We start from the raw sequence: 14,843 nt of genomic DNA on the forward strand, positions 1-14,843 counted from the left end.
CCATGAAACGTGACATAATCATCATAGATAACAAGGCGGTCAGCGTAACCGGTAACGACGTATGGATGGCCGCCACCGAAATCGCCGGACTGTTCCATACGACCGTCCCGGCAGTGAACGCCGCCATCAAAGCTGTCCGCAAGTCGGACGTGCTGAACGACTACAAGGTATGCCGTTACATGCAACTTGAAAACGGGCTGTACGCGGACGTGTACGCGCTTGAAATCATCATACCCGTCGCCTTCCGGCTGAACACCTACAACACCCACCTGTTTCGCACATGGCTGGTGGGAAAGGCACTCTCACAAGAGAAACGGCAGGCATACGTGATGTTCATACAGAACGGAAAAACTGGGTATTGCTGATTGCGCATACCCCATAAGACAAGAAACGGGCAGCACCACAAAAGGTGTCGCCCGTTTCCTTTTTCATGCCAGCGTCACTCCAGCGGCTTGCGGTAGTTCGCTTCCAGTACCTCGCGCAACCCCGTTTCCGGGTAAAGCACCTTCCCTCCCAAAAGTATGAAGGGCAACACGCGGTTGTTGCGGTATTCCTGCAAGGTGCGTCGGCTTACACGGAGCAGTTCCGCCACCTCGCCGTCCGTCAGGTAACGCTCCCCGTCCAGCGGAGGACGGTAATTCTCCAGAAATGCGGACAGCCATTTTGAGCCTTTGCGCATATCCTGCATCACAGAGGCTATCGGCTCGTCTTCCATCGTAAAAACATCGTTGTTCTCGTTTATCATAACTTCGGATTCAGTGGGTAAATAAATCAAATCATCTGCCGTGCGGATAGAGTGTACCGATAAGCGGTATCAACCGCTTTACCTCCTCCGGCTTGTAATAAAACCTGCGGTTTATCTGCGAGTAGCCGATAAGCCGCCTGTCACGCAGCGTCTGCAACGTACGCGGGCTTATTCTCAACTGCCCGCAGACCTCCTCGCCCGTGAGCCATCTTTCCATGCGCCCCGTGTCGCTTTTGCGCCTCAGTGCGGCGACCTTCTCCGAGAGTGCGCCGAATGTCGCCACCATCATCTCGAAAGTCTTTTTCTCAATTGATACTATTTCCATATTCATGCAATTATCGGTTTGCCCGCAAAGGTAACGATACACTCCCGGACACGTGCCGTTTTCCACTGAAAGGCTGCCTGTTGCGCCGTTTGACCGGGTTACGGAGCCATCTTCCGTAAAAATCTTACGTGAGTCACGTAGTGAGTTGTTAAAGCCCCTTTTGTTTATTGCCGAATTTTGCCGCAGATACAAAAAGAAAGGACTGAATATGAAAGTGATAACAATGGAAAGTTCCGTCTTCCGGTCATTGACGGAACAGATAGCGGAGATTGCGGCACACGTCCGTGCCGTCTCCGGTGACAAGAGAGCGGCATCGCCCGACAGGTTGCTCACCACACGCGAGGCGGCGCACCTGCTTAACGTGAGTACCCGCACCCTCCAGCGTATGCGCAGCGAGCAACGCATCGGCTATGTCGTGCTTCGCGGCAAATGCCGCTACCGGCAGTCGGAAATCGACCGCCTGCTTGATGAGAGTACCGTCAACGAGGACGCGGCGACACCGCAGGAACTGAAACGCAACCACACGTTGCGCACGGGCGGCAACCCCAAAGGAAGGAGGACATAGGTCATGGAACTGCTCACACGAAACAACTTCGAAGGCTGGATGCAGAAGTTGATGGAACGGCTCGACCGTCAGGACGAACTGCTGCTGGCGATGAAGGCTGAGGGGAAACAGCCTACTATCACGGAAAGCATCCGCCTTTTCGACAATCAGGACTTGTGCATGCTGCTTCAGATAAGCAAGCGCACCCTGCAACGCTACCGCAGTGTCGGCGCATTGCCCTACAAGACACTGGGCAAGAAAACCTATTACAGCGAGGAGGACGTGCTGACATTCCTTTCCAACCATATCAAGGACTTCAAAAAGGAAGATATAGCCTTCTACAAGGCTCGTATCCATAATTTCTTTCATAAATAACCCATTAAAACATTTTTCAGATGGCAAAGAAAAAAGACGAAAAGGACGTGCTGGTGGTCCGTGACGAGAAGACGGGCGAGATCAGCGTGGTTGCCGGGCTGAACGCGGACGGCACACCCAAGCGCACCCCCGCGAAAGCGGAAAACGCGCAGAGTTTCCTGCAATTCGACCGACACGGCGACGTGCTGGACAACTTCTTCAAGAACTTCTTCCGGCAGTGCAAGGAACCCAGCCGCTTCGGTTTTTACCGCATCGCGGCAGACCAAGCCGAAAATCTCTTGGAGGTGATGAAGCAACTGCTGAAAGACCCCGAAGCGAACAAGGAGCTGCTTGCCCCTCACAAGGTGGACACCTCCGACTACGAGAAAAAGGTGCAGGAAGAACTGGCAACCGAAAAACAAGAACCTCAAAAACAGGAAAACATGGAGCAACAAAAAGAACAACAGGAAGATCCCGAACAGACGCAGGGCAAACGGGGCTACCAGCCCATCGACGAGAGCAAAATCAACTGGCAGGAGCTGGAGGACAGATGGGGCGTGAAGCGTGACGACCTTGAAAAGTCCGGCGACCTTACGAAGATGCTCCACTACGGCAAGTCCGACTTGGTGAAGGTCAAGCCCACCTTCGGCGGCGAAGCATTCGAGCTGGACGCCCGCCTTTCCTTCAAGAAGGACGGCGAGGGAAACATCAGCCTCGTGCCGCACTTCATCCGCAAGGAGCAGAAACTGGATGAATACAAGGAACACAAATTCTCCGACGACGACCGGAAGAACCTGCGCGAGACGGGCAACCTCGGCAGGGTCGTGGACATCGTGGAGAAGGAAACGGGCGAGATTATCCCCTCCTACATCAGCATCGACCGCAAGACGAATGAGATCACGGACATTCCGGCGAGCAAGGTACGCATCCCGGAGCGCATCGGCAAGACGGAAATCACCAAGCAGGAGCAGGATATGCTCCGCGCCGGACTGCCCGTGCGCGACAAGCTCATCGAGCGCAACGACGGCAGGAAGTTCGTCACCACTCTGCAAGTGAACGTGGAGCAGCGCGGCGTGGAGTTCGTGCCGGGAACCGGAAGGTCGCCCCGTACCGTACAGACGCAGGAAACCAAAGGCGACACGTCGAAAAGTCAGGCGCAAGGCGGGGAAAATGCCACACAGACCAAGAAGGAGCAACGCCGCAACACGTGGACGAACGAGGACGGCAGCATCCGCCCCATCAGCAAATGGAGCGACGTGAACTTCACCGAACAGCAGAAAGCCGACTATGTGGCGGGCAAAGCCGTGAAACTGGAGAACGTGACCGACAAGCAGGGCTTCCATGCCACGATGTATATCAAGTTCAACCCGGAGAAGGGTCGCCCGTACCGCTACGAAACAAATCCCGACATCGGGCAGCAGGTCGCCCCGTCCAACGAGAGCCGCACGCAGGTGGCGGTGAACAACGAGGGCAAGACCAACGAGGCGACAAAGAACCTGAAAGAGCCTTTGCAGAAAGGTCAGACCACTCCGAAGGACGCCCGCCAGCAACAGCAGCAGGACAAGCCGCAGAAGAAAACGGGCAAGGGCATGAAAGTATAGACCGATGTCCGCCACTGAATCCAAAATAAAATCCAAAGTATCAACAAAAAAGAAGAAGACATGAAGACAATCATTGCAGAAAAGCCCTCCGTGGCACGTGAAATCGCCCGCATCGTGGGCGCGACAAAGAGAGAGGAAGGATATTTCGAGGGAGGCGGCTATGCCGTGACATGGGCATTCGGACACCTTGTCCAGCTCGCCATGCCCGATGGCTACGGCGTGCGCGGTTTCGTCCGTGACAACCTCCCGATTATCCCCGACACCTTCACGCTCGTCCCCCGTCAGGTCAGGACGGAGAAAGGCTACAAGCCCGATAGCGGCGTGGTGTCGCAGATAAAAACAATCAAAAGGCTGTTCGGCACCAGCGACCAAATCATCGTGGCAACCGATGCCGGACGCGAGGGTGAACTTATCTTCCGCTACCTCTACCACTACACGGGCAGTACCACTCCTTTCGTGCGCCTGTGGATAAGCTCGCTCACCGACAAGGCTATCCGCGAGGGATTGCGCAACCTCGAAGACGGCGGCAAGTATGACAACCTATACCTCGCCGCCAAAGCGCGAAGCGAATCCGACTGGCTCGTGGGCATCAACGGCACGCAGGCTCTCTCCATCGCCGCCGGACACGGCACATACTCCGTGGGGCGGGTGCAGACACCAACGTTGGCTATGGTATGTGAACGCTACTGGGAGAACCGCCGCTTCACGCCCGAAGCCTTCTGGCAACTCCATATCGCAACGGACGGTTGCGACGGCAAGGTCGTGAAATTCTCATCCTCTGAAAAATGGAAGTCGAAAGAACCGGCAACGGAGCTATATAATAAGGTAAAGGCGGCAGGCTTCGCAACGGTAACGAAAGCCGAGCGCAAGGAGAAAACGGAGGATACCCCGTTGCTGTACGACCTGACCACGCTTCAGAAAGAAGCCAACGCCAAGCACGGCTTCACGGCGGAGCAGACGCTTGAAATCGCGCAGAAGCTCTACGAGAAGAAGCTGATAACCTATCCGAGAACGGGTAGCCGCTACATCCCCGAAGACGTGTTTGCCGAAATTCCCAAACTGCTCGCTTTCATCGGCACACAGCACGAATGGAAAGACAAGGTGCGGGCAAAAGCCATCCCGACACGCCGCAGCGTAGACGGCGGCAAGGTGACAGACCACCATGCCCTACTCGTCACGGGTGAGAAACCGCTCTTCCTCTCCAAAGAGGACAATACCATCTATCAGATGATTGCCGGGCGCATGGTCGAGGCATTCTCTGAAAAATGCGTCAAGGACGTGACCGCTGTCATGGCGGAATGTGCCGGAGTGGAGTTTACCGTGAAAGGCAGCGTCATCAGGCAAGCCGGATGGCGTGCTGTCTATGGCGAGGAAAACAAGGAGGAAACCACCATTCCCGGCTGGCAGGAAGGCGACACGCTGACACTGAAAGCCTCTTCCATCACAGAAGGGAAGACCAAGCCCAAGCCGCTACATACCGAAGCCACCCTGCTGTCCGCAATGGAAACGGCGGGCAAGGAAATCGAGGATGACGCACTGCGGCAGGCGATGAAGGACTGCGGCATCGGTACTCCCGCCACACGCGCCTCCATCATCGAAACGCTCTTCAAGCGCGGTTACATGGAACGCTGCAAGAAATTGCTTGTCCCCACCGAAAAGGGGCTTGCACTCAATTCCGTGGTGAAGACGATGCGCATCGCCGATGTCGCCATGACAGGCGAATGGGAGAAGGAACTGGCACGCATCGAGCGTGGGGAGCTGTCCGCCGATACCTTCCGCAAAAAGATAGAGGCGTACACGCGGGAGATTACCTCCGAACTGCTCTCATGCGACAAACTCTTCGGCAGCCGCGATTCCGGTTGCGCGTGTCCCAAGTGCGGCACGGGCAGGATGCGGTTCTACGGCAAGGTGGTACGCTGCGACAACACGGAGTGCGGGCTTCCCGTGTTCCGGCTGAAAGCGGGACGCACCCTGTCCGACGATGAAATCAAAGACCTGCTCACCGAAGGGCATACCCAGCTGCTCAAAGGCTTCAAGAGCAAACAGGGCAAGAGCTTCGATGCCGTCGTCGCCTTTGACGGGGAATATAACACGACGTTCGTGTTCCCGGAGGCTAAAAAGGGCAAGAAATTTTCAGGACGGAAGAAATAGTATTAACTTTGCCACTTGTTCAGAGTAATGAATTGTTCTTCGATACCGGATTACACTCATACTTTGGATTTAGTGGCGGCACTCGGAGGGATACCGAGTGCCTTTTTCTTCCTTTTTTCCAACCGATTATCCCGTTAAATATCAATCCACTAAACTCCAAAGTAATGAACAACAAGAAGAACAACGAAGGGCAGTCCGACTTTTCCTATTACGGTCTGTACCTGATGGACTACCTCCGCACGAACAAGTTTGAACAGGCTACCGACACCGCTTTCATACGGGAACGCGCCGATCGTGCCGCCGAAACGTATGAAAAGGCGCGGATTGAAGGCTATCCCACCGACGGTGCGCAGGAACTGGCGATGGAAACACTGCTGCGCGGGTTGCACTATTCCCGGTACGCCATGCTCCACGAAGTCGTGGAGAACGAGTTTGCCAACGAAGTGCCGGAAGAGAAACAAGAAGCCTTTATCCATAAACTCCTGCCGCTTGTCGGCAACGTGTTCTCCGTCTATGACCTTTCGGACGACAACTTCGCCCTGTCTTCCGATTACGACCTGCTCTATACGGAGCTGACGGGGGCAACCGTCCTTTACATCGGGGAATATGGCGTTTAACCGCAAACAGAAACTACGGGACAACATCGAGGCGATACGGACGGCATTCATCCTTGACAGGGAACAGAGAGCGGCGACAACCGAAGAGCGTGCCATACTTCAAAGGTACTGCGGTTTCGGCGGTCTGAAATGTATCCTGAACCCTGCCAAGGAACTGACGGATGCCGTCCGGTGGGCGAAATCCGACCTCGAACTGTTCGCCCCGACGGTGGAGTTGCACAGGCTCATCCGTGAGAACAGCAAGGACGAAACGGAATACAAGCGGTTTGTGGATTCGCTGAAAGCATCCGTGCTGACCGCTTTCTACACCCCAAAAGAGATAACTGACACCCTCGCGGACATGCTGGCGGATTACAGCGTCCGCCCCGCCCGTATGCTCGAACCGTCGGCAGGTGTAGGCGTGTTCGTGGATTCCGTGCTGCGGCACAGCCCCGATGCGGATGTGATGGCTTTCGAGAAGGATCTGCTCACGGGGACAATCCTGCGGCATCTATATCCAGACCATAAAATGCGCACCTGCGGTTTTGAGAAAATTGAAAAGCCTTTCAACAATTATTTCGACTTGGCGGTATCTAACATCCCGTTCGGTGACATCGCCGTGTTCGACGCGGAGTTTCAGCGTAGCGATTCCTTCGGCAGACGCTCCGCCCAGAACGCCATACACAACTATTTTTTCCTCAAAGGGCTTGATACCGTGCGTGACGGCGGTATCGTGGCGTTTATCACCTCGCAGGGGGTATTGAACAGCACCAAGACCTCCGTGCGTAACGAACTTTTCCGGCAGGCTAATCTGGTATCCGCGGTACGCCTGCCCAACAACCTGTTCACGGACAACGCGGGCACGGAGGTGGGCAGCGACCTGATTGTCCTGCAAAAGCACCTGAACAAGAAGGAAATGTCGCAGGACGAACGGCTGATGACCGTGATACAGACGGATACGAAAACCGACCTGACGGACAACGCCTATTTCATCCACCACCCGGAACGCATCGTGCATACGACGGCGAAACTTGACACCGACCCCTACGGGAAACCCGCTATGGTCTATCTGCACGAGGGCAAGACCGCAGGCATATCCGGGGACTTGCGCCGTATGCTTGACGAGGATTTCCATTACAGGCTCGCCATGCGTCTGTATTCGGGAACAATCCGGCAGTCGGGAACGGAAGAAAAAGTTACCGTTCAAAAGGAGGTAGAGCGTCCTGCTATAAAATTGGAAACGGTATCTTCGGCGCAGACGGTGGAAACTCCGACAGAAAAACCGCAACCCGTTGAGGAAAAACCGGAGATAGAGCCACGTCCGAAATATTCTGACGGTGTGCAGCTATCCTTGCTCGACCTCTGGGGGATGACGGAAGAAGTCAGTCAACAACCGAAAACCGCCAAAAAGAAAAAGGCGGCGAAAAAGGAAAGCCCGACAAGGCGCATTCCGTCCAAGCCGCAGACCACACAGAATGTTACGGAAAACAAGGAGGCGAAAACGGACAATGCCGCCAAGCCTGCCGACCCTGACGACATCTATGCCACGTTGGACTGGGATACCAATCCTCCCATCAACGGCTTCTATGAAATGATGATGGGTTTGACGCCGGAACGCAGGAAGGAACTTCGGGAGCTGGCAAGACAGCATAACGAGAAACAAGTGGCGGCGGAAAAGACGGAAGTGAAAGCTGTGCCGGAAACTTCCCGAGAGCAACCACGACAGGAGGAAACACAGCCGAAAGTTGCCGCCACGCCTGCTGCTACCGATGCTCAAGTGGAAGCGGTGGCGACTTCACTTTTCCCCGACATCGAAGCGGAAAAGCCGAAGGAGGAAGTCGTGGACCTTTCTCCGCGTGCCTACCACCGCACGCCGGAGATGCACCTGCGCGAAGGCTCGCTGGTGGCTGACAGGGCGCGCCGCAACATCGGCTATCTGAAGGACATCACGCCTTACGGGGCCACATTCCAGCCGCTCGACCTGAAAGGCTACCAGAAGGAGAAGGCGTTACAGTATGTTTTACTCCGTGACGCCTACGAGCGGCTGTACCGCTATGAATCGAACCTACACGAAGCAAATGTCCAGTGGCGTGAGCATCTGAACACCTGTTACGATGAGTTCGTCATGCGTTACGGCAACCTCAACGCCAAGCAGAACGTGAAGCTGGTGATGATGGACGCGGGAGGGCGTGACATCCTTTCGCTGGAACGGGCGGAGAACGGGAAGTTTGTCAAGGCGGACATCTTCGATCGTCCTGTTTCCTTCTCCGTGGAGAGCCATGCCAACGTAGGCTCTCCCGAAGAAGCCTTGTCCGCGTCGCTCAACAAATATGGCACGGTCAATCTCGACTATATGCGGGAGATAACCGACAGCACGGCGGAGGAGTTGCTCACAGCCCTGCAAGAACGTATCTATTACAATCCGCTCGTAACCGGTTACGAGATTAAGGACCGCTTTATTGCCGGAAACGTGATAGAGAAGGCGGAACGCATAGAGGCTTGGATGGGCGAAAACCCCGAAAGTGAACGTATGCCGGAGGTGAAGCAGGCGTTGGAGGCTCTGAAAGAAGCCGAACCGCCGCGCATCGCCTTCGAGGATCTGGACTTCAATTTCGGGGAACGCTGGATTCCGACGGGTGTCTATGCCGCCTACATGAGCCGGCTGTTTGACACAGAGGTGAAAATCGCCTACTCCGCCAGCATGGACGAGTTTTCGGTGGCGTGCGGCTACCGCACCATGAAAATCACGGACGAGTTTCTGGTGAAGGGGTATTACCGGAACTATGACGGTATGCACCTTCTGAAACACGCCCTGCACAACACCTGCCCCGACATGATGAAGTCCATCGGCAAGGACGAGCATGGCAACGACATCAAGGTGCGCGACAGCGAGGGAATACAGCTCGCCAACGCCAAGATTGACGAGATACGAAACGGATTCTCCGAATGGCTCGAAGAGCAGTCGCCACAGTTCAAGGAGCGGCTGACGACGATGTATAACCGCAAGTTCAACTGTTTCGTGCGCCCGAAGTATGACGGCTCGCACCAGACTTTCCCCGACCTCAATCTGAAAGGCTTGGCAAGCCGGGGCATCAGGAGCGTCTATCCCTCGCAGATGGATTGTGTCTGGATGCTGAAACAGAACGGCGGCGGAATTTGTGACCATGAGGTGGGAACCGGCAAGACGCTGATTATGTGTATCGCCGCACATGAAATGAAGCGTCTGAATCTGGCGCACAAGCCGATGATTATCGGGCTGAAAGCCAATGTCGCGGAGATTGCCGCCACCTATCAGGCGGCATATCCCAACGCACGTATTCTGTACGCTTCGGAAAAGGACTTTTCGACCGCCAACCGCGTGCGTTTCTTCAACAATATCAAGAACAACGACTACGATTGTGTCATCATGTCGCACGACCAGTTCGGCAAGATACCGCAGTCGCCGGAGTTGCAGCAGCGCATCCTGCAAGCGGAGCTTGACACGGTGGAGGAAAACCTCGAAGTGCTGCGCCAGCAGGGAAAGAACGTGTCGCGGGCGATGCTGAAAGGATTGGAGAAGCGCAAGCACAACCTTGAAGCGAAGCTGGAGAAGGTGGAACACGCCATAAAGTCACGCACGGACGACGTGGTGGATTTCAAGCAGATGGGCATCGACCACATCTTCATAGATGAGAGCCACCAGTTCAAAAATCTGACTTTCAATACACGACACGACCGTGTGGCGGGGCTGGGAAACAGCGAGGGAAGCCAGAAGGCGTTGAACATGCTCTTTGCCATACGCACCATACAGGAGCGCACGGGCAAAGATTTGGGAGCTACGTTCCTCTCCGGCACGACCATCAGCAACTCGCTGACTGAATTGTATCTGCTGTTCAAGTACCTGCGCCCGAAGGAGCTGGAACGGCAGGATATCCGGTGTTTCGACGCTTGGGCGGCGATATTCGCCAAGAAGACGACGGATTTTGAGTTCAACGTGACGAACAACGTGGTGCAGAAGGAGCGTTTCCGATACTTCATCAAAGTGCCGGAGCTTGCCGCCTTCTATAATGAGATTACGGACTACCGAACGGCGGAGGATGTGGGCGTTGACCGCCCCGCCAAGAACGAGATACTGCACCACATACCGCCCACGCCGGAGCAGGAGGACTTCATTCAGAAGCTGATGCAGTTCGCCAAGACGGGCGATGCCACCCTGTTGGGCAGGCTGCCGCTTTCGGAAACGGAAGAAAAGGCGAAGATGCTTATCGCCACGGACTATGCCCGGAAAATGGCACTCGACATGCGCATGATAGACCCGAATTATGAAGACCATCCCGACAACAAGGCGAGCCACTGTGCCAAGATGATCGCGGAATATTACCAAAAATACGACGCGCAAAAGGGAACGCAGTTCGTTTTCTCGGACTTGGGGACATATCAGCCGGGCGATGGGTGGAACGTCTATTCGGAAATCAAGCGCAAGCTGACGGAGGACTACGGCATACCGCCAAGCGAGGTGCGCTTCATTCAGGAGTGCAAGACCGACAAGGCGCGGAAGGCGGTGATAGACGCCATGAATGCCGGAACGGTGCGTGTGCTGTTCGGCTCCACCTCCATGCTCGGAACGGGTGTGAATGCGCAGAAAAGGTGTGTGGCAATCCATCATTTGGACACACCGTGGGTGCGACATGAAGTCGCATAGATAATTGTTAGAATGATACTTACGAGTATCAGCTTTAACCCGCTGTTCCGTCAGCGGTAGCCTACCGACCAATGCACCTTAATGTTGTATTAAGCGGTTGGGACAAAGTACACTTTCCGAAAGGACAAGACAGAACCGTGAGGGAAAGTCAAGTGCGGTTAGTATCATACCGCAGAGTGGCGAGGCTGGATAGTATGGTTAGCGTAAGCGAACTGTTAGTAAACTTCGTAATGTCGTAAATGAGTGTAAGATACTGGTACACTCTTCCCAAAAGGGAAGCGGTCAGTTAATCCTCTCCATGGTAGGATTACACGGATATAAGCACCGCCGGAGGATGAGACAGAACCTAACCTATCCGTTAGTTATCTATGTGGAACATGGTAAGCCTGTATATCTCCTGTCATGTCAAAGTGGCAGGTAAGCTGACAGCAATGGAAGCTGAACGGTGTGCAGGTATAAGATAACAGAAAAAGCGAATGCCGTTCTGTAATGGAACGGATACGGATTGAGCCGACATCACGAGTTGATTTGGGCGACATCACCCGACACGAAAGTGGGCAGACTTCTGTGACAATATTCGGGAGGCAAGATACCCGACTGTTGTCTAATGGTAATTCTTTACAATTAACTTTTAGAACTTTCAAAAGAAGGAATGCAAATGAACGAAAACAAAACATCGTGTGCACCTGCTGACAATCAGCTGACACTTTGGGACAGCATAGACTGGACCAAGGCAGAGTTGGCTGTCAGAAAGCTACAAGCACGTATTGTAAAGGCTCAAAAGGACGGCAGACACAATAAGGTGAAAGCCTTACAGTGGACGCTGACCCACTCTTTTTACGCAAAAGCCTTAGCCGTAAAGAGAGTAACTTCTAACGGAGGTGGCAACACCCCTGGGGTTGACATGGAGACATGGGATAAACCCGAAACAAAAATGCAAGCAATAAACGACCTCAGACGCAGAGGCTATCAGCCGAAGCCCCTGAGAAGAGTTCACATCAAAAAGAGCAATGGCAAACTGCGCCCATTGGGAATACCGACAATGAAAGACAGAGCCATGCAAGCACTCTACCTCATGGCATTGGAACCAGTGTCCGAAACTACAGCCGATACTCGTTCATACGGGTTCCGCAAGGAACGCCGCTGTATGGACGCTGTAATGCAATGCCATAATATTCTCCGAAAAGGCTATTCTCCCGAATGGATTTTGGAGGGTGACATCAAAGGATGCTTCGACCATATCAGCCACGAATGGCTACTCGCCAACATCCCTATGGACAAGGCGATGCTCCGCAAATGGTTGAAATGCGGCTATATCTTCAACAAACAGATGTTCCCGACGGAGGAGGGTACACCACAAGGAGGTATAATCTCCCCGACGCTTGCCAATATGGCATTGGATGGATTGCAGAAAGTTCTCGCAGAGAGGTATAAAAGAAGAACCATAAAAGGGAAACATTATTCCCCCATGGTGAATTTGGTACGCTATGCCGATGATTTTATCATCACCTGCGAGAACAGGGAAACGCTTGAGAACGAAATCAAACCATTGGTTGCCGAATTCATGGCTGAAAGAGGTTTAACCTTATCAGAAGAAAAGACTGTGATAACCAATGTCCGTGACGGGTTCGATTTTCTCGGTTTCAACATCCGCAAATACGGTAATGAAATATTGACCAAGCCGACCAAGAAAGCCGAAAAACGCTTTATGGAGAATATTCGTAAGGTGATAAAAGGCAACAAGGGTTGCAGGCAGGAGTCCTTAATCAGAATGTTGAATGCTAAAATCCGAGGATGGGGAGCATACTATCAGCATGGCGCAACGCGTGATTCCTTTCACAGAATTGACCATCAGATATTCCTCTCCCTATGGCAATGGGCTAAACGTCGCCACTCCAAGAAAGGAAAGCGATGGATTAAAGACCGCTATTGGCATAATATCCGAGGTAACAGTTGGACTTTTGCAGCCAAGTTCAAGAAATCAAATGGAAAGGAAGACCAACTAGCACTGTTGACTTTGACTTCCTCGTTCCCCTTTCTGCAATATACGCAGATAAAAGGAGATATGAATCCGTTTGACGTGGACTGTCGTTTATACTTCAACCAAAGAATGAAGTCGAAAATGCTTGTTTCACTGAAAGGGCGTAAGTCTTTGCTTCACCTATGGGAAAAGCAGGGTAGAAAATGTCCAATATGTGGTGAGCCGATAAACACGCACAAGGCATGGAATGTGATGCCTACCGTCCAAAACGGACGAAAATGCAACCTATTGGTTCATGACGAATGTTTCAAATTATCCCGCAAATCCAATGACAACAACAAGAAGTAATATGAGCCGGTCTCTATATAAGAATAGGGATTTAGAAAAGCTTGAGCCGTATGAGGGGAAACTCTCAAGTACGGTTCTTAGGGGGGAAGAGGGCAGTAATGCCCTTGACCTACCCGATCGGCCATCCGACCTGCAACAGCGTGACGGACGCGGAGTTAGGGCAGGAAATGAGATTGCCAAGCATTTCGCCGGGAACAACGTGGATGTAATCATCTACGCGGTGGAGAAGTCACTGGACAGCTACAAGTTCAACCTCCTGCACTGCAAGCAAACTTTCATCTCGCAGCTCAAAAGCGGTGCTATGGGGGCGCGTACCATCGACGAGGGGGCAATGGACGAGAAATCGGGCATGAACTTCTCGGAGTACATGGCGTTGTTATCCGGCAACACCGACCTTTTGGATAAGGCGAAACTGGAGAAGCGGATCGCATCGCTCGAAGGGGAACGCAAGTCGTTCAACAAGGGCAAGCGTGATTCGGAGTTCAAGCTGGAGTCAAAGACCGGCGAGTTGCGCAACAACACGGCTTTCATAGATGCCATGACGGAGGACTGGAACCGCTTCCTGTCGGTGGTGCAGACCGACAAGGAGGGCAACCGCCTTAATATAATTAAGGTGGACGGTGTGGATTCCGCCGATGAGAAGGTTATCGGAAAGCGTTTGCAGGAGATAGCGAAAAACGCCACTACGGGCGGGCTTTACACGCAGGTCGGAGAGCTTTACGGTTTTCCGATAAAGGTGGTGAGCGAAAGGATACTCAAAGAGGGATTGGAGTTTACCGACAACCGTTTCGTGATAGAGGGAAACTACAAGTACACCTACAACAACGGGCATCTGGCGCTGGCTGACCCGTTGGCTGCCGCCCGCAATTTCCTCAACGCGATTGAGAGGATACCCTCAATCATCGACCAGTATAAGGCGAAGAACGAGGTACTGAAAAGGGAGATACCGCAGTTGCAGGAGATAGCTGGCAAGGTGTGGAAGAAGGAGGACGAGTTGAAGCAGTTGAAGTCCGAACTTGCCGCCCTTGACCGCAAGATACAGCTGGAGCTTGCGCCGCCCACGCCCGAAGTCGCCGAAAAGGAGAACGAGGGGCAACAGGTCAAACCGGAAGCGGAAGATGTGCGGAACAGGCAGGTGCAATATCCCGAAAATGCACCGCCGCAGATACGCAGTCCGGCGGATAGTATCGTTGCCAACCATGTCATAATCGGGCGTCCAGGACTGTATGCCAAGGAGGAAACCCGGTCCAAAGGATTGAAAATATAACCTTAGGAATTTTATCTGAAGTATTAATAAGGGCTATCCCAAAAGGTCTAAAAGTAAATTTTATCCTTTCTGCAAGTATCTGTAGGATGGCAACTGCATTTTTTTCTTTTTGGGCAGCCCTTATTAAAATTTATTCTTATTTTAGGTTATATACATTCATGTTCATTTATGTAAAAAATCCTGCTGACCTTGTTTATGTCTTGTCAGTCACCATTTGCAAAACCATATTTGACCCTCAAAGAGGCTGAAT

The 14,843-nt window shown here is 53.1% G+C and carries 11 protein-coding genes; 9 read left to right on the forward strand and 2 right to left on the reverse strand.

What is annotated here, in order from left to right:
• The first annotated feature begins 2 nt into the window (after nucleotides 1-2).
• Complete coding sequence (locus C7120_RS02435) at nucleotides 3-365, forward strand: hypothetical protein (RefSeq protein ID WP_004371696.1); 363 nt, start codon at nucleotides 3-5, stop codon at nucleotides 363-365.
• A gap of 74 nt (nucleotides 366-439) precedes the next feature.
• Here C7120_RS02435 and C7120_RS02440 read toward each other — a convergent pair whose 3' ends face one another.
• The gene (locus tag C7120_RS02440) at nucleotides 440-745 is read right to left on the reverse strand and encodes a helix-turn-helix domain-containing protein (protein WP_025072717.1); all 306 of its coding nucleotides are present in this window, start codon (nucleotides 743-745) and stop codon (nucleotides 440-442) included.
• 31 nt (nucleotides 746-776) lie between these two features.
• Nucleotides 777-1,076: a helix-turn-helix domain-containing protein gene (locus C7120_RS02445; protein WP_004371698.1), complete on the reverse strand. Its 300-nt coding sequence runs from the start codon at nucleotides 1,074-1,076 to the stop codon at nucleotides 777-779.
• Nucleotides 1,077-1,278: 202 nt separating this feature from the next.
• Here C7120_RS02445 and C7120_RS02455 point away from each other — a divergent pair, with 202 nt between their 5' ends.
• The 8 genes from C7120_RS02455 (at nucleotide 1,279) to C7120_RS02495 (ending at nucleotide 14,593) form a co-directional block, all read left to right on the forward strand.
• Nucleotides 1,279-1,635 carry a helix-turn-helix domain-containing protein gene (locus C7120_RS02455; protein ID WP_025072716.1) on the forward strand — a complete coding sequence of 119 codons (357 nt, stop codon included), beginning with the start codon at nucleotides 1,279-1,281 and terminating at the stop codon, nucleotides 1,633-1,635.
• 3 nt (nucleotides 1,636-1,638) lie between these two features.
• Nucleotides 1,639-1,989 carry a helix-turn-helix domain-containing protein gene (locus tag C7120_RS02460; protein WP_004291454.1) on the forward strand — a complete coding sequence of 117 codons (351 nt, stop codon included), beginning with the start codon at nucleotides 1,639-1,641 and terminating at the stop codon, nucleotides 1,987-1,989.
• A 20-nt stretch (nucleotides 1,990-2,009) separates the two neighbouring features.
• Nucleotides 2,010-3,569: a DUF3945 domain-containing protein gene (locus tag C7120_RS02465; RefSeq protein WP_004371700.1), complete on the forward strand. Its 1,560-nt coding sequence runs from the start codon at nucleotides 2,010-2,012 to the stop codon at nucleotides 3,567-3,569.
• A gap of 60 nt (nucleotides 3,570-3,629) precedes the next feature.
• The gene (locus tag C7120_RS02470) at nucleotides 3,630-5,720 is read left to right on the forward strand and encodes a type IA DNA topoisomerase (RefSeq protein WP_004371701.1); all 2,091 of its coding nucleotides are present in this window, start codon (nucleotides 3,630-3,632) and stop codon (nucleotides 5,718-5,720) included.
• Nucleotides 5,721-5,884: 164 nt separating this feature from the next.
• A complete protein-coding gene (locus C7120_RS02475; RefSeq protein ID WP_004371702.1) occupies nucleotides 5,885-6,337 on the forward strand; it encodes a DUF1896 domain-containing protein in 453 nt (150 codons plus the stop codon).
• Complete coding sequence (locus C7120_RS02480) at nucleotides 6,327-10,997, forward strand: N-6 DNA methylase (RefSeq protein ID WP_004371703.1); 4,671 nt, start codon at nucleotides 6,327-6,329, stop codon at nucleotides 10,995-10,997. The genes C7120_RS02475 and C7120_RS02480 overlap by 11 nt, the downstream gene beginning before the upstream one ends.
• A 658-nt stretch (nucleotides 10,998-11,655) precedes the next feature.
• Nucleotides 11,656-13,326 carry a group II intron reverse transcriptase/maturase gene (gene ltrA / locus C7120_RS02490; protein ID WP_107620234.1) on the forward strand — a complete coding sequence of 557 codons (1,671 nt, stop codon included), beginning with the start codon at nucleotides 11,656-11,658 and terminating at the stop codon, nucleotides 13,324-13,326.
• A gap of 1 nt (nucleotide 13,327) precedes the next feature.
• Nucleotides 13,328-14,593 (forward strand): DNA methylase, encoded by a 1,266-nt coding sequence (locus tag C7120_RS02495; RefSeq protein WP_107620235.1) that lies wholly within the window; start codon nucleotides 13,328-13,330, stop codon nucleotides 14,591-14,593.
• Nucleotides 14,594-14,843: the final 250 nt, after the last annotated feature.

The organism is Prevotella sp. oral taxon 376 (genome assembly GCF_003043945.1).
GTDB lineage: Bacteria > Bacteroidota > Bacteroidia > Bacteroidales > Bacteroidaceae > Prevotella.